We start from the raw sequence: 18,728 nt of genomic DNA, 5'->3' as shown, positions 1-18,728 counted from the left end.
ATGCTGACCCATCCTCTGGTTTCCCGTCCCCGCGCCGTGGCGCTGGCCACCACCCTCGCGCTGGTTTTCGGCCCTGGCGGTGTGCTGCCCCTGGTGTCGCTGCTGCCTGGCGGTGAGGCCCTGGCGGCCCCGGCCCGCAGGGAAAGCGCTTCGGTCACTCTGAACTTCGTCAACGCCGAGATCGAAGGCGTGGCCCGCGCCATGGCCGCCATCATCGACCGGCAGATCATGGTCGATCCACGGGTGAAGGGCACGATCACGCTGTACAGCGAGCAGCCGCTCACGCCGCGCGAGGCCTACCTGAACTTCCTGTCGGCGCTGCGTGGCCAGGGCTTTGCCCTGGTCGAGGTGTCGGGCCTGCTCAAGGTGGTGCCCGAGGCCGAAGCCAAGCTGCAGACCGGCACGGTCGATGTGGGCAATGCCGTCAAGCGCTCGGGCGACCAGGTGCTCACGCAGATCTTCAAGCTGCAGTTCGAGAACGCCAACAGCATGGTGACGGTGCTGCGCCCCTTGATCAGCCCCAACAACACCATCAACGCCAACCCGGCCACCAACACGCTGGTGATCACCGATTACGCCGACAACCTGCGCCGCATCGGCCAGATCGTCGCGGCGATGGATGTGCCCAGTGCTACCGAGATGGAGGCGATCCCGCTGCAGTACGCGATCGCGTCTGACCTCGCACCGATGGTGCAGCGTTTCGCCGATGGAGGCGGCACGGCGGTGCCGGGCGCCGCGGCCGCAGCCCAGTCCACCACCGTGATGGCCGAGCCGCGCACCAACACCCTGCTGGTGCGTGCGGCCAACCCGGCGCGCTTGGCCATGCTCAAGGGCCTGGTGCAGCGCCTGGACCGCCCTGGCAGCAATGGCCTGGCCGGCAGCGGCATCAATGTGGTCTACCTCAAGAACGCCGATGCGGTGAAGCTGGCGCAGATCCTGCGCGCGGCCTTCCCGACGGGGGGCAGCGGCTCGTCCGCATCCTCGGGTGGTGCGAGCAGTACACCCACGACACCGACCACGCCGACATCCACCAACACCACCGGTTCGTCGAGCCTGGCTGGTTCATCGTCCTCCTCCTCGGGCCTGTCCACCCAGGCATCTGCACCCGTGGGGGCCTCGGCGCAGCCATCGACCGGCGGCTTCATCCAGGCCGATCCTGCGAGCAATGCGCTGATCATCACCGCACCAGATGCGCTGTACCGCCAGTTGCGTGCCGTGATCGACCAGCTCGATGGCCGCCGCGCGCAGATCTATATCGAGGCGATGGTGGTCGAGGTGTCCGAGACCAAGCTCAACGAGGTCGGCATCCAATGGGTGAGTGCGTTGGGCAGCAACGCCGGGGTCGGCACCAACCTGCCCGTCAAGGGCATTCCGGGCTTGCTGGCCGCAGCCGTCAATCCTGAAGCGGTGCTGTCTGGTGTCAGCGGCATGAGCGTCGGGGTTGTCAAGCGCAACAGCAATGGCACCTACAGCCTGGGGGCGTTGGCCAACTTCCTGGAAACCAAGGCCGATGGCAACGTGCTGTCCAAGCCCAACATGATCACGCTGGACAACGAAGAGGCCAAGATCGTCGTCGGTCAGAACGTGCCTTTCATCACCGGCTCCTATTCGACCTCCAGTGGCGGCTCGACAGTCAGCCCTTACACCACGGTGGAGCGCAAGGACGTGGGCCTGACCCTGCGGGTTCGACCGCAGGTAGGCGAGGGCGGTGCAGTGCGCATGACCGTGTTCCAGGAGCGCTCGTCGGTCGATTCCGTCTCCGCCACCACCGGGCCGACCACCAACAAGAGCTCGATCGAAACCACGGTCGTGATCGATGACGGCGCCACATTGGTGCTGGGCGGGCTGCTGCAGGACGACTACTCGAATGCTGATTCGCAGGTGCCCTTGCTGGGTGACATTCCCTACCTGGGCAACCTGTTCAAATCACGCTCGCGCGAGCGCAAGAAGACGAACCTGATGGTGTTCCTGCGCCCCGTGGTGATGCGCACGGAAGACGCGACCAATGCCGTGACGCTGGACCGTTACGATTACATGCGCCAGCGTCAGGCGGCTGGGCAGCCCGCGCCGTGGCCGCTGTCGGTCAACTCTGCACCTGTGCTCGACCCGCTCAAGCTGAGCAACGACCTCACGGCACCCTCGGTGCGCCAGCCGCTCGATGAGCCCGGTGCGCCCGAGCCCACGGTGGTGATGCCGCCCAACTCCGGCTATGCGCCGCGCCTGACGCCTTCTACCGCCGTGCCGGTGGCGCCGCCCGCCGTGGTGCCCTCGCAGCCTCTGCCGCCCGCTGCGGTCACCCCCTCGAACTGAGCCGGAGCACACCATGGGCGCCCGACATCCCTTGCCCTACGCCTTCGCGCGCAGCAACGGCCTGTTGCTGGAGACCGATGGCGTGCGCACCACCTTGTGGACCAGCGAGGTCGTGTCGCTGTCCGCTCTGTCGGAGGTGATGCGCCAGTACGTGGTCAACAGCATCGAGCGTGAGCCCTCCGAGACGCTGAGCCAGCGCATTGCCACGGCCTACGCGGCCGGTGAGGGCAGTGCGGCGGCCGTGGTCGGCGAGGTCGAGAGCGCGGTCGATCTGTCGCGCATGATGCAGGACCTGCCCGCCGTGGAAGACCTGCTCGAATCGAGCAACGACGCGCCCATCATCCGCATGCTCAACGCGCTGCTCACGCAGGCCGCGAAGGATGGCGCCTCCGACATCCACATCGAGCCCTACGAACGTTCATCGGCCGTGCGCTTCCGCGTGGACGGCACCTTGCGCGAGGTGGTGGCCCCCAACAAGGCCCTGCACGCCGCGCTGATCTCGCGCCTGAAGATCATGGCCGAGCTGGACATCTCCGAGAAGCGCCTGCCGCAGGATGGCCGCATCAGCCTGCGCATCGGCGGCCGCGCGGTGGATGTGCGCGTGTCCACCTTGCCATCGGCCCACGGCGAGCGCGCCGTGCTGCGTCTGCTGGACAAGGGCGATGCCAACAAGTTCACCCTCGAATCGCTGGGCATGAGCGGCGAGTCGCTCGACCGCTTCAAGCGCCTGCTGCGCCAGCCGCACGGCATCGTGCTGGTCACGGGCCCCACAGGCTCGGGCAAGACGACCACGCTGTACGCGGGCTTGAGCACGGTCGATGCATCGACCACCAACGTGCTCACCGTGGAAGACCCGGTCGAATACGAACTGCCCGGCATCGGCCAGACCCAGGTCAACGCCAAGATCGACCTGACCTTCGCCAAGGCCCTGCGCGCCATCCTGCGCCAGGACCCGGACGTGATCATGATCGGTGAAATCCGCGATTTCGAAACCGCGCAGATCGCCGTGCAGGCGTCGCTGACAGGCCACTTGGTGTTGGCCACCTTGCACACCAACGATGCGCCCAGCGCCGTCACCCGGTTGACGGACATGGGCATCGAGCCCTTCCTGTTGTCGTCCAGCCTGATCGGCGTGCTGGCCCAGCGCCTGGTGCGCAAGCTGTGCCCGCACTGCAAGCGTGACGATGACCAGCACCGCTGGCACCCCGTGGGCTGCACCGAGTGCGGCATGACGGGCTACAAGGGCCGTACCGGCGTGTACGAGCTGATGGTGGCCGACGACGAAATTCGCGGCCTGATCCACAGCCAGGCTTCCGAGGCCCGCCTGTTCGAGGTAGCCCAGTTGGACGGCATGCAGACCATGCGTGATGACGGCGAGCGCCTGGTGGCCGAAGGCGTCACCTCGCTCGAAGAGGTTCTGCGCGTCACGCGCGAATAAGGCCGGATCACGCACATGGCCGCCTTCCGCTTCGAAGCCCTGGACGCAGCAGGCAAGACCGTCTCCGGCCTGGTCGATGCCGACAACCCCAAGGCCGCACGCGCCCAGTTGCGGGGCCAGAGCCTGGTACCGCTCAAGGTCGATGCCGTCATGGCGGCGCAGCAGGAGGCCGGCGGCAAGGCCCCGTCCACGCTGTTCACGCGCCGCGTGTTCAGCGCCTCGGCCCTGTCGATCTGGACGCGGCAGTTGTCGGGCCTGGTCGTGGCCGGCCTGCCGCTGGAGCGTGCGCTCACGGCCCTGGCCGACGAGGCCGAGGATCCGCGCCAGCGCGAGCTGGTGGCGCACTTGCGCTCCGAGGTCAACGGCGGTGCGCCCTTTGCACAGGCCCTGTCCGGCTTCAAGCGCGAGTTCGACGATGTCTACCGTGGCGTGGTGGCGGCCGGCGAGCAAAGCGGCCAGCTCGGCAACGTGCTCGACAAGCTGGCCAATGACCTGGAAGAGCAGCAGGCGCTGAAATCCAAGCTGATCGGGGCCACGCTGTACCCGGCCATCGTGTCCCTGTTCGCCGTGGTGATCGTGGTGGCGCTGCTGGTGTTCGTGGTGCCTCAGGTGGCGCAGGTGTTCTCCAGCAGCAAGCGGGCGCTGCCCTTCCTCACGCAGTTCATGCTGGGCCTGAGTGCGCTGATGCGCAACTGGGGCTGGCTGATCGCGCTGGTGGCGGTGGGCGGCTTCTCGGGGCTGATGTTCGCGCGGCGTGACGAGGGCTTTCGCCTCAAGTTTGATGCCTTCTGGCTGGGCCTGCCGCTGATCGGCAAGCTCTCGCGCGGCTATAACGCGGCGCGCTTCGCGGGCACGCTGGCCATGCTGGCGGGCTCTGGCGTGCCCATCCTCAAGGCGCTGCAGGCCGCGGCCGAAACCTTGTCCAACCGTGCCATGCGGGCCGATGCGCTTGATGCGCTGGTGCAGGTGCGCGAAGGTGCGCCGCTGGCTTCGGCCCTGGCAGCCAAGAAGCGCTTCCCGGGCCTGTTGCCCATGTTTGCCCGCCTGGGTGAGCAGACGGGCCAGTTGCCCGTGATGCTGCAGCGCGCGGCCAACCAGCTCTCCGGCGAGGTGCAGCGCAAGGCCATTGCCATCGCCACGGTGCTCGAGCCGTTGCTGATCGTGGTGATGGGCCTGGTGGTGATGCTGATCGTGATGTCGGTGATGCTGCCCATCATGCAGATGAACACCTGGGTGAAGTGACCCCAGGCTGACCGTTCAGGCGTTGACCGCGGTGGCCTCGCTGGCGCCGCTCTGTGCGCCGCCCAGTTGAAGCACGATCACCGCCAGCAGCACATCCGCCTGGAAAGGCTTGTGCAGCACCGGAATGCCGCTGCTCAGCAAGGTCTGCAACTGCGCGCTGGCCGTGTCGCCCGTGATCACCATCGCCGCCAGTTGGGGGTGGATGGCCCGCGCCAGCCCGATCGCCTGGAAGCCATCGCCGTCGCACAGGCGGTGGTCGGTGACGAGCATGTCGATGGACATCACGCGCTGTAGCAGTTCGTCCAGTGCCTCCAGCGAGTCCACGGCGCTCACGTAGGCGCCCCAGGCGCGCAGGCGCTCTGTCAGGGCCTGGCGCACGCTGGCATCGTCGTCCAGCACCACGATGTGGCAGTCCTGCAAGGGGCGGTCGGACGCGGTGGGCGGGGGCGATGCGGGCGGTGCATCGTGCGTGAGTTCGGCGAGGGACGCCACAGAGGGCGCGGCAGCGGCCATCTGCCCCTGATGCGCCGGCACGTCGATCGAGAAGCACGAGCCATGGCCCACGCGTGAGCGCAGCCCGATGGGGTGGTCCAGCAGTTGGGACGCCCGCTGCACGATGGACAGGCCCAGCCCCAGGCCCTTGGCCTGGTTGCGCTCCGGGTTGGCCAACTGCACGAAATCCTTGAAGATGCGCTGCTGATCGGCGGGTGCGATGCCGCCGCCGGTGTCCCACACCTGGATGGACAGGCGCGGCCCGCGCCGCCGCACGCCCACCAGCACGCCGCCGCGCTGGGTGTAGCGCACGGCATTGCCCACCAGGTTGCGCACCATCTGCTCCAGCAGCACCGGGTCGCTCTCGGCCACGGCCTGGGTGGGGCGCAGCTTCAGGCGCACGCCCTTTGCCTTGGCTGCGTGCTCCTCGTGGGTGGCGATGCGGCGCAGCAGGTCGCCCAGGGCCACGCCCTGCCAGTGCGGGCGGATGGCCTTGGCTTCCAGGCGCGACAGATCGAGCAGGCCGCTGAGCAGGTTCTCCATCGCGCGCACGGCATCGGCCAGGCGGTCGGTCATGTCCTTGAGGGGGGAATCCTTCAGGCGTTCACGCAGCAGGCCCGACAACAGGCCCACAGCAGCCACGGGCTGGCGCAGATCATGGCTGGCGGCGGCCAGGAACTGGCCTTTGGCCGCGTTGGCGGCGGCCAAGTCCTCCGTGCGCTCGGCCACCTTGTGTTCGAGCTGCACGTTGTGCTGCTCGACCTCGCTCACGGCCTCGATGAAGCGGTTCATCAGCGCCACGCCGTAGCTGGCCAGCGTGATGGGCGTGGCCAGCGACATCCAGTAGGTGTGCATCACCGACACCATGCCCTGCAGGCGCAGGTAATCGTGCACACCGGCCACCAGCGAGATCGCGATGCCCAGCACCATGCCCCGCCCTGACCAGCCGCCGAACTTGGCCGGTACGCGCAGCAGCAGCGTCAAGGTGGGCAGCATCAAGAGTAGCATCGCCGGGTAGACGATGGCCCGCACCTGCGGCAGCACCCCGTGCGAGGCGGCGATGGCGCCCAGCAGCGGCGCGCCGATCAGCGTGCCCCACAGCACCTTGCGGAACCAGGGCCAGTCCTTGTCGGCAATGGCCATCGCGAAGGCGCCCAGCAGCACGGTGGCCGTGGTCTGCGCACTGAAGTACATCCAGGCGCTGAGCTGCGGCGGCATCGTCGGGCCGTTGACCACGTAGTAGGCGCTGTTGCGGATGGAGACCACCATGGCCAGCAACCCCAGCATGCCCATGCCCACCTCCTGCCGGCGGCGCAGCCAGATCAGCGTGAGGAAGGCGGCGAAGGCCGCGGCCACCACGTTCACGGCCAGGGGCAGGTCTTCCGTCAGGAAGCTTTGCGCGTTGAAGCCCGGCGCCACATCGACCGCCAGCCCCACGATGGGCGTGGACAGGCCACCCATGCTGCCGTGGTGCACCTCCACGGCCAGGCGGTTCGGGCCTTCGCGCAGCAACTCGCGCGGGATCTGCATCATGTAGGCCAGCGGGCGGCCCGTGGGACCGGCGGCGCCCACCGTCTCGGCATGGATCAGCTGGCCGTTGAGCCAGATGCGGTGCTGGAAGCTGATGCGGTCGAAGCGCACGGCCCAGGGGCCGTCGCCCAGGGCGCTGGGCGGGCGCGCCAGGTTGAGGGTGATCTCGTAGCGGCCCACGCCACCGCCGGGCAGGCCGCGTTCGGCCCAGGTGTCGGGCAGGGTCACGTCCAGCCAGTCGCTGCCGGGGTGGGCGGGCGTGGGCAATTGACGGAAGCGCTCTTGCGCGAAGCTCACGTCGGGGTGCGAGGCCTGGCTGATGAACCAGGGGTGGGCGGACCACACCAGCAGGGTCAGGAAGGTGGCCGCGCCGATCCAGCCCAGCAGGGCGATCAGGCGGCGGTGCCAGGCGGACAGCCTGGGCAGGCCGGCGTCGGGGGCGAGAGCCCCGTGGGCAGCGCGGGCGGACATGGCGATGGGCCTCCGAGTGAGTTCTTGCCCTGGATTGTCGCCGTTTCGCTATGGTGTTGATCGTCGTTCCGGTCAGCGGGGCCACAGGCCCGCACGCCAGCCGACCATTGTGCGCCGGATGAGGGCGGTTGTGGGGCGAATTTGCCCACCGGCTTGCCCCCCTTGTTCATGGGTTCCAGCCCGCTATCCTTTGTTGCAATGATGTGGTGATCATGTCCCGGGCATGATGTCTCCGACCCGGGTGGAGGTGAGTGGATGACAGCGCGCAGCAACACCCAAGGCCATGGCGAACTGGTGCCGGTGCCCGAGCCCGGCAGCCGCACGCGGATCCCGATTGCCCACATGCGGCATGTGTACCGGCTCGACGAGGTCGAACGGCGCCTGGGCAAGCTGCCCTCGCGGGATCACGAGGGCCTGCGGGCCACCTACGAGCGCATGCTCGAGAAGGGGCCTGACCGCTTCCAGGTCAAGCCCTCCGGGCTGCCCGCGATGGAGCACCTCTACGATGATCTGCCCAATTTCCATGAGGTGCTCGATGACCTGAGGCGCCAGCTGGCGTTGTGCACCGACAGCCACGATGCGCTGGAGATCACGCCCATGCTGCTGCTGGGCCCGCCGGGCGTGGGCAAGACGCACTTCGCGCGCGCGATGGCGCAACTGCTGGGCACGGGCATGGGCTTCGTGTCGATGAGTTCGCTCACGGCGGGCTGGGTGCTGTCCGGCGCTTCGAGCCAGTGGAAGGGGGCGAGGCCGGGCAAGGTGTTCGAGACTTTGGTCGATGGGCAGTACGCGAACCCGGTGATGGTGGTCGATGAGATCGACAAGGCGGGTGGCGAGCATGCGTACGACCCGTTGGGATCGCTCTATGGGCTGCTGGAGCACGACACGGCGCACAGCTTCACCGATGAGTTCGCGGAGGTGCCCATCGATGCCAGCCAGGTGATCTGGGTGGCCACGGCCAATGATGCGCGCAGCATTCCGGATCCGATCCTCAACCGGGTGAATGTGTTCGAGATCGAGATGCCGGATGCAGAGGCTTCGCGCAAGATCGCGGGCAAGCTGTATCGGAGCATCCGGGCCGATCATGCTTGGGGGCAGCGGTTTGTGCCGGAGTTGGGTGAGTCTGTGCTGGAAGCGATGTCGGCGATGGCGCCGCGGGAGATGCGGCGGGCGTTGATGACGGCGTTCGGCAATGCCAAGCTGGATGGGCGGGATGCGGTGGAGGTTCGGGATCTGCCGGCGGGGGTTTCGAAGAGGGCTTCGATCGGGTTTGTGCAGTAGCTTGTCGAGTGCTGCGCGCTTGGCGCACTAAACTCCCACCCATGCCCGCATCGCTAGAAGGCCAACTGGTCGTTGCCATCTCCTCCCGCGCCCTCTTCGATTTCGAAGAGGAGAACAAGCTGTTCGAAGCTGCGGACGACCGTGCCTACATGCAGCTCCAGCTTGACCGCCTGGATGCGCCCGCCCGCCCCGGCGTCGCCTTCCAGCTCGTGCGCAAGCTGCTTGCCTTCAATGCGCCCGGCGCCCCGCGTGTCGAGGTCGTCATCCTTTCGCGCAACGATCCGGCATCCGGCTTGCGCGTGTTCCGCTCTGCGCAGCACTACGGCCTGCCTATCGAGCGCGGCGTGTTCACACGCGGCCGATCGCCCTGGCAGTACCTGCGGCCGCTTGGTGCCCACTTGTTCCTGTCGGCCAACGATGCCGATGTGCGCTCAGCCCTGGCCGCAGGCGTGCCTGCTGCCCGCGTGCTGCCGCATGCCGCACGCGCCGGAGAGGCACATCCCAATGAAGTGCGCATCGCCTTCGATGGCGATGCCGTGCTGTTCTCCGACGAGGCTGAGCAGATCTTCCAGAGCGGTGGGCTCGACGCCTTTCAGCGCCACGAGGTCGAACAAGCCAGCAAGCCTTTGCCGGCCGGCCCCTTCAAGCCTTTGCTGCTGGCCCTGCACGCCCTGCGCGCACTGGAACAGGCCAGCACCAAGCCCGACGACGCACCACCCGGTGAAGGCCAGGGTCCATCGCCCATGCGCCTGCGCACCGCGCTGGTCACCGCCCGCAGCGCCCCGGCGCACGAGCGCGCCATCCGCACGCTGATGGATTGGCACATCGACGTCGATGAGGCCATGTTCCTGGGCGGCCTGCCCAAGGGCGCCTTCCTGCGCGAGTTCGAGCCCGACTTCTTCTTCGACGACCAGACCGGCCACGTCGAGAACGCCGCGCCGCACGTGCCGGCAGGCCATGTCGCGGCGGGTGTTCGCAACCCCCAGACACAGTCCTGACACAAGCAGGACACGGCTTCGTCCGCGAGGCGCCATCCCCTTGAAAACGATGGCATGAGCCCTTCTTGACCGGCTCATCAAACGGCTCATGCCACGTCATGGCCGCTTCAAACACGTTCCCTAGCATGGACTCCAGAACGGCACCGCACCGCGGGCTGCATGTCACGGAGTACCCATGTCCATCCTCAAGCGCTCGATCCTCGCCCTGGCCACCACCGTGGTCGCCCTCAATGCCAACGCCCTGAGCGCTGGTGACCTGGCCTTCACGGCCTACAACGCCGATGAAGACGGCTGGTCGCTGGTCACCTTCGTCGACCTGGCCGCCAACACACAGTTCTACTTCTCCGACAACGAGTGGAACGGTTCGGCCTTCAACACCGGCGAGAGCTACCACGGCTGGAACACCGGTGGCAACGCCATCACCGCCGGCACGGTCATCCGCTTCTCGAAGATCGACACCACGGGCCTCAGCGCCTCGCTGGGCGCGCTCAGCCGTGTGTCGGTATCGGGCAGCAGCAACTACGGCATGAGCGCCGACAACGAAACGGTCTACCTGTACCAGGGCAGCAGCGCCACCGCGCCGACCACCTTCCTGGCCGCCGTCTCCAGCGGCGCCTTCAGCAGCGAGCAGGGCAGCCTGACCAACACCGGCCTGAGCATCGGTGCGGGCGCCGTCAAGCTGGGCAATGGCAGCGACTACGCCGAGTACACCGGCCCCCGCAGCGGCCTGGCCAACCTGGCCGACTACAAGGCCCTGGTTTCTGACGCCGCCAACTGGACCGATCGTGGTAACGGCAGCTACGCCGCCCTGGTGCCCGATACCACCGCCTTCAGCGTGACCGCCGTGCCTGAGCCCGATGCCGCCGCGATGGTGGTCGCCGGCCTGGGCCTGCTGGGTTTCATGGGTCGCCGACGTCTGGGTTGATCCCTTCATCGCATCAGCGCCGACACCGCCCCGATCTCACCGACCTACAGGATGGCTTCGACCATGATCGACAAGAAATTCCACCCCACTGCCCTGGCCCTCACCTGCGCCCTCATCGGCGCGCTGGGCTGGCAGTACGCCCACGCTGCCACACCGGCCTGCACCATCGATGCGGGCAACAGCCGCGTCACCTTCGGTTCGCACGACACGGGCCTGGCCAACCGCGTGGTGGGTGCCGATTGCGCCACGCTCGACGATGCCTTCGCCGACGAGCAGCCCTGGGCCAACCAGGCGGCCTTCGTGTCGCATGTGTCGCGCGTGTCCTTCGATTTGCAGAAGGCCGGCAAGCTCTCGGCGGTCGAGCGCGTGAAGCTCTTGAGCGCTGCGCAGGCTTCCGGCGTCGGCAGCACGCTCAAGGTCAAGCTGATCGGCTTCAACGATTTCCACGGCTCTGTGGAGGCATCGGGCAGCAACCCCGGCGTGGCGCGCTTCGCCACCAAGGTGGCCGAGCTCAAGGCCGCCAACCCGCTGCATGCGGTGGTGTCCGCCGGTGACATGATCGGCGCCAGCCCGCTGGTCTCGGCCCTGTTCCATGACGAGCCCACCATCGAGGCCATGAACCGCATCGGCATCGACTTCAACGCCGTGGGCAACCACGAGTTCGACGAAGGCAAGGCCGAGATCCTGCGCATGCAGCACGGCGGCAACCACCCCACCGACATCTACTCGGGCAAAGGCCTGCCGGCCGACCTCAGTGCCGAAGGCCAGTTCAAGGGCGCGCAGTTCGGCTTCCTGGCCGCCAATGTGCAGGACACCACCACGGGCCAGACCGTGCTGCCCGGCGTGGGCATCAAGGATTTCATGGGCCACAAGGTGGCCTTCATCGGCATGACGCTGGAAGCCACGCCCACCATCGTGTCGCCAGCCGGTGTGGCCGGCCTGAGCTTCAAGGACGAGGCCGACACCGTCAATGCGCTGATCCCCCAGCTCAAGGCCCAGGGCATCGAGGCCGTGGTAGTGCTGGTGCATGAAGGCGGCGCGACCGTCTCGGGCGGCGCGAACGGCTGCACCGATGTGTCCGGCGCCATCGTGGACATCGTCAAGCGCCTGGATCCGGCGGTGGACATGGTCGTCAGCGGCCACACGCACCAGGCCTACAACTGCGAACTGCCCAACAAGGCCAATGCCAATGTGCGCGTGACCTCGGCCGGCCAGTACGGCCGCATGATCACTGACATCGACCTCACGCTCGATACGCGCACGCACGACGTGCGCAGCGTGGCTGCCAACAACATCAGCATCCCCAACAGCAGCGCCGTGGCCGAGGCCGAATCGCTCAAGGCCGTGGTCGACCATTACAAGGCCGAGGCCCTGGAGCCCGCCAGCCGCGTGATCGGCCGCATCACGGCTTCGCTGACCCGCGACACCACTGCGGCCGGCGAATCCAGCCTGGGCGATGTGATCGCCGATGCGCAGCTCGATGCTACCGATGATCCCGGCTTCGGCGATGCCGTGGTCGCGCTGATGAACCCAGGTGGCATCCGTGCCGACATGCCCTACAGCGCCCCCGGCAAGATCGATGGCCAGGTCACCTACGGCGAGGCCTTCACCGTGCAGCCCTTCGGCAACGCCATGGTGACGCTGACCCTGACCGGCGCCGACCTCAAGCTGGTGCTGGAGCAGCAGTTCACCGGCTGCACGCAAGGCTATCCGGCCGATGCGCCGGTTGCCGGCCAACCGTTCAACCGCATCCTGCAGGTGTCCGACAGCCTGCGCTACACCTACAGCGCCAATGGCCCGGCCTGTGCCAAGGTGGATGCCGCCAGCCTGAGCATCAACGGCGTGATGGTGGACCCGGCCGCCAGCTACCGCATCACCGTCAACAGCTTCCTGGCCGACGGCGGTGACCAGTTCTATGCCCTGCGCAACGGCACCAGCCGCCTGGGCGGCGCGGTCGACACCGATGCCTTCGATGCCTACCTGCGCGCCAACCCGGCCGGTGTGGCCCCGGGCGCCCGCAACCGCATCACCCGTCTGCCCTGAGCAGGTACAGGCTGAACCAGGTCATAGGAGTACCCAAGATGATGAAGATGGCAACCCGGGCCTTGCTGAAGGCCCCCACCCTGCGCACTGTGGCCTTGGCCCTGGGGCTGGCCCTGGCCGCCCAGGCCCCCGTGCAGGCTGCCGGCTGGTCCCTGCTGTCGCCGGGCTACGGCGTTGATTTCCTCGACCAGTCCGGCCAGGTCGGCGGCCAGGCAGCCGGCACGGGCGTGCTGGGCGCCTTGCAGGATCTGTCCGCCCCCGGCCAGGTGCTGCTGGCCGACAGCGTGGCGGGCCAGCCAGAAGCGGTGGGCTCGGCCAGCGTCGAACAGGGCCATTCGCTCCTGGTGTCGGTGGACACGCAGCTGACGCCGGGCACGGTCGATGTGATGCTGTCGGCCGCGCAGTACTGGAACGTGGCGGCCACGCAGGGCACCGAGGTCTCGGGCTTCAACCTGACGCAGGACCTGGCCCTGGGTGGCCTGCGCCTGCTGATCGTGGGTGATGCCGGCGAGGCGGTGGGCACCCGCGTGCGCGTGAGCTTCAGCGGCTCGGCCGATGCCTTGTTCGGTGGCCTGGCAGGGCAGGGCGAGATCGGCCTGAGCCTGGACATCTCGCGCGGCGCCGACAGCCTGGCCCGCCACGACAGCCTGTGGTCGGACAGCGGCAGCCAGCAGATCCAGCTGAGCTTCGAGGCCGTGGTGGGGGACGAACTGGTGCTCACGCTGGCCGCTCACCAGCAACTCACGCAGGGTGCGCCGGTGTGGCTCGGCGCGGGCCAAGGCCTGGCCATCGATCGCTCAGGCTTGCTGCAAGGGCAGCTGACGGTTGCCGCCGTGCCCGAGCCGCAAAGCCTGGCGATGCTGCTGGCCGGCGCGGTGGTGATTGGTGGCGTGCTGCGCCGCCGTGCGCGCCAGGGCTGAGCGCGAACACGATCGGGTCAGATGTTCTTCTTGCGGGACATCTGATCGCGGAACAGGTCGCGGATGCTGACCTCGCGCGGGCCGGGCACCAGCTCGAACTGCTCGCCCGCGGCGATCGTGCCCTCCTGGCGCACCGCCAGGTAGAAGCCGCAGAAGGACGACTGCACCATCATCTTGGAGGCCTGGCGGAACAGCTTGGCCTCGAACTTGAAGCAGGGATGACGCGGCTCGCTCACCGCCAGTGAGCAGTCCGGAAACCGCAGCACATCGCCGATGTAGGCGTCTGATTCCAGCAGGCCGGTGATGGTCAGGTTCTCTCCCAGCAGGCCGGGGTTGGCGGTGTCGTCCCAGCCAGCCTTGCCGGCCTGCGCGCGCACCGTCTGCCAGAAGGCGTAGTGCTCGTGCGGGTAGGCGTACACCGCCTTGGCCTGGCCGCCGTGCACGGTCGGGTCGGCCTGCTCATCGCCTTCCAGGCCCAGCGGCCCCACCTTGATGCGGCGCGGATCGGCGGGCGAGCTCACCGGGTGCTTGTCGATGGCCGTGAGGATCTGCCGACCGTCGATGGTGACGTGGCGGGCCTGGGCCACATTGACGGACAGAAGCTGGCGGTTGGGCGGGGGCGGGCTCATGCGGTTCAGGATAGCAAAGCCCGGGCCTGGTCCGGGCCCGAGGGGCTTGCTGCTTGCGTGGAGCGTCGGGCCTCAGGTGCGCGGCGCCACCGTCACGGCCATGGCCTTGAAGCTCACGTGGCAGTCCTGCCCCGGGCCCAGCCCCATCTGCTCGATCGCGCGGCGGGTCAGCAGGCTCCACACCACGGCCTCGGCTGGCGCCGGATGGGCATCGTGCAGGTCCAGCAGGCGGTGCAGTTCCACCGCCACGGCACCGTACGCGCCATTGTTGCCAGCCAGCATGACCTGGGTGATGCGCCCGCGCAACTGGTTGCTGATGCTGGTGTCCTGCACGGGCTCGCGGTGGATGTTGATGTCGCGGGCGCGGATCTTGAGCCGCACGCGCTTGCCTTCGGCCTGCAGCATGGCCGGCACCGTGATGCGCTGGCCCGCCACGTCCACCTCGGTCAACAGCCATTCGATGTCGTGGTGGCTGACGCGCCCCTCCAGCACCGAGCCCGCGTGCACGCCCTCCAGGAAGGTGGACAGCGACACATCGGACAGCACCCGCGCCAACGGGCCGGCGCTGGCCACGCGGCCTTCATGCAGGATCACCACGTCATCGGCCAGGCGGATCACCTCGTCGATGCGCGGGCTCATGAACACCGTCGGCAGGCGAAAGCGCGAGCGCATCTCTCCCAGCAACTCCAGCAGGGCAGGCTGCTCGTGCGCGGGCACCTGCCCCAGCGGGTCGCGCAGGAAGAGCGCATTGGGCATGGACAGCAGCGCGCGCGCCAGGGCCACGCGCTGGCGCTGGGCCGGTGCCAATTGGTGCGGCCAGACGGCCAGGATGGACTTGAGGTCCAGCCAGTCCAGCACGGCTTCGTAGTCGATGTGGTGGCGCGGTGCGGGTGCGCGCTTGTAGCCGTATTCCAGGTTGCGCCGCACGTTCATGTGCGGGAACAGCAGGCCGCGCCCGTCCACCCAGGCGAAGCGGCGGGCTTCGGGCGGCCTGTCCAGGCCCGTGGGGCTGTCGTAAAGCACGTCGGTGCCCACGCTCACGCGGCCTGATTGCGCCGGGATCAGGCCCGCCGCGCACTGCATCAGCGAGGTCTTGCCTGAACCGGGGCGGCCCACCAGGGCGCACACATGCCCAGGCGCCACGCGGAACTGAGCCTGCACATCCAGCCCGCCACGGCGCAGGCGCAGCTCCACCGCCAGCGGGGCCGGCGCGATGGGGGGCGGCGTGCCCCGGCTCATCGGCTCACCCCTCGGGCATCGAGCGGCAGCGCGCGGCGGCGCCAGCGCTGTCGCGCCCATTCGCTCAGCAGCATCGCCGCCAGGGCGACGCCCAGCGAGGCCATGCTCAGCCGCAGGGCGATGCCCTGGCCGCGCTCGGTCTGCATGGCGCTGAGCAGGGTCAGCGGTACGGTGACGGTGTCGGGTGCCGTGGCCGGCCAGCGCGACTGCAGGGCGGCCGCCAGCACCACCGAGGCGCCCGATTCGCCCCAGGCCGCGGCAAAGCCCAGCGCCGTGGCCGAGGCCAGCATGGGCAGGGTCTGCGCCATCGTGACGCTCCACCAGGCGCTCCAGCGTGAAGCACCCAGGGTGCGTGCGGTCTGGATCTGCTGCAGATCGACCGCCTCGAAGGCTGGGCGCATGGTGCGGATCATCAAGGGCAGCACCAGGCAGCAGGCCACCAGCACCAGGGCGTGCGGCGCGGCCACGGCACGCCAGCCCTCGCCCTTGGAGAGCCAGTCGCCGGCCGGCCCTTCGGGGCCCAGCAGGGTCACCACGCCCCAGCCGATCACGGCGGGTGATACGCCCAAAGGCAGCAGCAGCAGGGCATCGAGCACCCAGCGTCCCTTCAGGCCGCGGCGGCCTGTCCAGGAGGCAGCCAGGATCGCCAGCGGGAAGCTGATCAGTACGGTGACAAAGGCAATGCGCGCGCTGAAGGCGAGCGCGTCGAGTTCAATGGACGTCATTCACTGCGGCTTGAAAACGTTTGCCATATTGTGGCGGTCCGCACGCGCCTTCGGTGTGCGGGAGTGCACCATGTGAATTAGTTGGCACCGTGTTTGTCCTGTCAGGGCAACCCCTTGAAGCGGGGGACGTCCTGAAAATGCGGACTGAACTAAAATCCCCGCCTCGGTTCAGAGACCCCGGAGCCGACGAAATGTATGTTTGATGAAAAACTGAGAGCGCACTCCACAAGAGATGGCCCTCATGGCTGGCACAAGGCTTGTATGCCTGAACCCCTGTTGCCAGGCGCGTCCATAGCAAGGTGTCGAGAGCGCACAAACCATTGATTTCAATGGGTTTTGTGCTGCCGAGACTTTGAGAATCAACCATTTGGAGCACATGCCATGAGCACATCCGCACAAGCGGCGCAGGTGAACGCCCCCGCCTATGTCAAGAATGCGAAACTGATTGCCTGGGTGGCCGAGATCGCCGCCCTGGTGCAACCCAAGGACATCGTCTGGTGCGATGGCTCGCAAGACGAGTACGACCGCCTGTGCAACCTGCTGGTCAACGCCGGCAGCTTCAAGAAGCTCAACCCCGAGCTGCGCCCCAACAGCTACTTGGCCGTGACCGACCCGTCCGATGTGGCCCGCGTCGAAGACCGCACCTTCATCTGTACCGATCGCAAGGAAGATGCCGGCCCCACCAACAACTGGTGCGAGCCCGCTGAAATGCGCGCCAAGCTGCAAAGCGGCGAAGGTGCCCTGTTCAAGGGCGCCATGAAGGGCCGCACCATGTACGTGGTGCCTTTCAGCATGGGCCCCCTGGGCTCGGACATCGCCCACATCGGCGTCGAGTTGTCCGACAGCGCCTACGTGGCCGTCAACATGAAGCTCATGACCCGCATGGGCAAGGGCGTGATCGACGTGCTGGGCACCGATGGCGAGTTCGTGCCCTGCGTGCACACCGTGGGTGCGCCGCTGGAAGCCGGCCAGAAGGACTCCGTCTGGCCCTGCAACCCCACCGTCAAGTACATCGTCCACTACCCCTCGACCCGCGAGATCTGGTCGTATGGCTCTGGCTACGGCGGCAACGCGCTGCTGGGCAAGAAGTGCTTCGCGCTGCGCATCGCCTCCACCATGGGCCGTGACCAAGGTTGGCTGGCCGAGCACATGCTGCTGCTGGGCGTGACCAACCCCCAAGGCGAAAAATTCCACGTGGCCGCTGCCTTCCCCAGCGCCTGCGGCAAGACCAACTTCGCCATGCTGATCCCGCCCAACGGCTACAACGGCTGGTCGGTCACCACCATCGGTGACGACATCGCCTGGGTCAAGCCTGGCAAGGATGGCCGCCTGTACGCCATCAACCCCGAAGCCGGTTACTTCGGCGTGGCCCCCGGCACCAACACGCTGACCAACCCGAACTGCATGAAGTCGCTGGACCGCGACGTGATCTTCACGAACGTGGCCCTGACCGACGACGGCGACGTGTGGTGGGAAGGCATGACCGACACCGCCCCGGCCCACCTGATCGACTGGCAAGGCAAGGACTGGACGCCCCAGATCGCCAAGGAAACCGGCGCCAAGGCCGCCCACCCGAACGCCCGCTTCACCGTGGCCGCGACCAATAACCCCGCGCTGGACAGCGAGTGGGACAACCCCGCCGGTGTGGCGATCGACGCCTTCATCTTCGGTGGCCGCCGCTCGACCACCGTGCCGCTGGTGACCGAGGCCCGTGACTGGACCGAAGGCGTCTACATGGCCGCCACGATGGGCTCCGAGACCACCGCCGCCGCCTTCGGCGCCCAAGGCGTGGTCCGCCGCGACCCGTTCGCCATGCTGCCCTTCATGGGCTACAACATGAGCGACTACTTCCAGCACTGGCTGAACCTGGGCAATAAGCTGGCCGCCGAAGGCAGCAAGCTGCCCAAGATCTTCTGCGTGAACTGGTTCCGCAAGGGCGCCGACGGCAAGTTCGTGTGGCCCGGCTACGGTGAGAACATGCGCGTCCTGGAATGGATCCTGGGCCGTATCACCGGCACCACCAAGGGCGTGGACAACGCCTTTGGCCTGAGCCCCACGTACGACGACATCAACTGGAACGGCCTGAACTTCACCAAGGACCAGTTCCAGTCGGTGATCGGCATCGACACCGCCGCCTGGCAGCAAGAACTGAAGCTGCACGACGAGCTGTTCCAGCAACTGGCCTACCACCTGCCGGCCGAGATGCCCGCCACCAAGGCCAAGATCGAGCAGCGCCTGGCGGCTTGATCGTTGGCGCCTCAAGGCGCTTGAACATGTCGGTGCGCAGGCGCCGGCCCCTAACGGCCCTTCGGGGCCGTTTGTCATGGCACGTTGGGCATGTATTTCCGGAATGCGGGAGAAATGTCCGGCAAGCTGGAGTGGGGGGCTGCAGGCCCCTCAATCGGGGGGCCGATTCGAGGAGGTCAAGGGCGTTTCAGGGGGAGACATGGCTCGTGCAAACCCGCACAATGATTTTCAAGAAGTA

The 18,728-nt window shown here is 67.6% G+C and carries 13 protein-coding genes; 9 read left to right on the top strand and 4 right to left on the bottom strand.

The features are described 5' to 3' along the window. From gspD to gspF, 3 genes are read left to right on the top strand one after another with little or no spacing between them, the layout of a single operon-like run. Window positions 1–2,310, top strand: a complete 2,310-nt coding sequence (gene gspD / locus WAQ08_RS12770; protein WP_422191957.1) for a type II secretion system secretin GspD — start codon at window positions 1–3, stop codon at window positions 2,308–2,310. Window positions 2,311–2,323: 13 nt separating this feature from the next. Further along, window positions 2,324–3,748 (top strand): type II secretion system ATPase GspE, encoded by a 1,425-nt coding sequence (gene gspE, locus WAQ08_RS12765; protein WP_422191956.1) that lies wholly within the window; start codon window positions 2,324–2,326, stop codon window positions 3,746–3,748. Between the two features lie 15 nt (window positions 3,749–3,763). Further along, complete coding sequence (gspF, locus tag WAQ08_RS12760; protein WP_422191955.1) at window positions 3,764–4,990, top strand: type II secretion system inner membrane protein GspF; 1,227 nt, start codon at window positions 3,764–3,766, stop codon at window positions 4,988–4,990. Window positions 4,991–5,005: 15 nt separating this feature from the next. On the opposite strand, the gene WAQ08_RS12755 is transcribed toward gspF, so the two are convergent. After that, window positions 5,006–7,483, bottom strand: coding sequence for an ATP-binding protein (locus WAQ08_RS12755; protein ID WP_422191954.1), 2,478 nt, complete (start codon window positions 7,481–7,483; stop codon window positions 5,006–5,008). A 255-nt stretch (window positions 7,484–7,738) separates the two neighbouring features. On the opposite strand from WAQ08_RS12755, the gene WAQ08_RS12750 reads away from it, so the two are divergent. The 5 genes from WAQ08_RS12750 (at window position 7,739) to WAQ08_RS12730 (ending at window position 13,650) form a co-directional block, all read left to right on the top strand. Next, window positions 7,739–8,764, top strand: a complete 1,026-nt coding sequence (locus WAQ08_RS12750; protein WP_422191953.1) for an AAA family ATPase — start codon at window positions 7,739–7,741, stop codon at window positions 8,762–8,764. Window positions 8,765–8,805: 41 nt separating this feature from the next. Then, on the top strand, window positions 8,806–9,762 hold the full coding sequence (locus WAQ08_RS12745; RefSeq protein WP_422191952.1) for a 5'-nucleotidase: 957 nt from the start codon (window positions 8,806–8,808) through the stop codon (window positions 9,760–9,762). A gap of 175 nt (window positions 9,763–9,937) precedes the next feature. Next, entirely contained in the window at window positions 9,938–10,687 is a 750-nt protein-coding gene (locus WAQ08_RS12740; RefSeq protein WP_422191951.1) for a PEP-CTERM sorting domain-containing protein, read from the top strand. 63 nt (window positions 10,688–10,750) lie between these two features. After that, window positions 10,751–12,730 (top strand): bifunctional metallophosphatase/5'-nucleotidase, encoded by a 1,980-nt coding sequence (locus WAQ08_RS12735; protein ID WP_422191950.1) that lies wholly within the window; start codon window positions 10,751–10,753, stop codon window positions 12,728–12,730. A gap of 38 nt (window positions 12,731–12,768) precedes the next feature. Continuing rightward, window positions 12,769–13,650, top strand: coding sequence for a PEP-CTERM sorting domain-containing protein (locus WAQ08_RS12730; protein WP_422191949.1), 882 nt, complete (start codon window positions 12,769–12,771; stop codon window positions 13,648–13,650). A 17-nt stretch (window positions 13,651–13,667) separates the two neighbouring features. On the opposite strand, the gene WAQ08_RS12725 is transcribed toward WAQ08_RS12730, so the two are convergent. From WAQ08_RS12725 to WAQ08_RS12715, 3 genes are all read right to left on the bottom strand, one after another. Then, window positions 13,668–14,279: an MOSC domain-containing protein gene (locus WAQ08_RS12725; RefSeq protein ID WP_422191948.1), complete on the bottom strand. Its 612-nt coding sequence runs from the start codon at window positions 14,277–14,279 to the stop codon at window positions 13,668–13,670. Window positions 14,280–14,351: 72 nt separating this feature from the next. Next, entirely contained in the window at window positions 14,352–15,518 is a 1,167-nt protein-coding gene (locus WAQ08_RS12720; protein WP_422191947.1) for a molybdenum ABC transporter ATP-binding protein, read from the bottom strand. Then, window positions 15,515–16,243: a molybdate ABC transporter permease subunit gene (locus WAQ08_RS12715; RefSeq protein ID WP_422191946.1), complete on the bottom strand. Its 729-nt coding sequence runs from the start codon at window positions 16,241–16,243 to the stop codon at window positions 15,515–15,517. Before WAQ08_RS12715 ends, WAQ08_RS12720 begins: the two co-directional genes overlap by 4 nt. Before the next feature lie 381 nt (window positions 16,244–16,624). Here WAQ08_RS12715 and WAQ08_RS12710 point away from each other — a divergent pair, with 381 nt between their 5' ends. Continuing rightward, on the top strand, window positions 16,625–18,490 hold the full coding sequence (locus WAQ08_RS12710) for a phosphoenolpyruvate carboxykinase (GTP) (protein ID WP_422191945.1): 1,866 nt from the start codon (window positions 16,625–16,627) through the stop codon (window positions 18,488–18,490). Window positions 18,491–18,728: the final 238 nt, after the last annotated feature.

It is taken from the genome of Aquabacterium sp., assembly GCF_049274795.1.
In the GTDB taxonomy this organism is placed as follows: Bacteria; Pseudomonadota; Gammaproteobacteria; order Burkholderiales; family Burkholderiaceae_C; genus Aquabacterium.
This window is presented reverse-complemented; position numbering and strand designations above follow the sequence as displayed.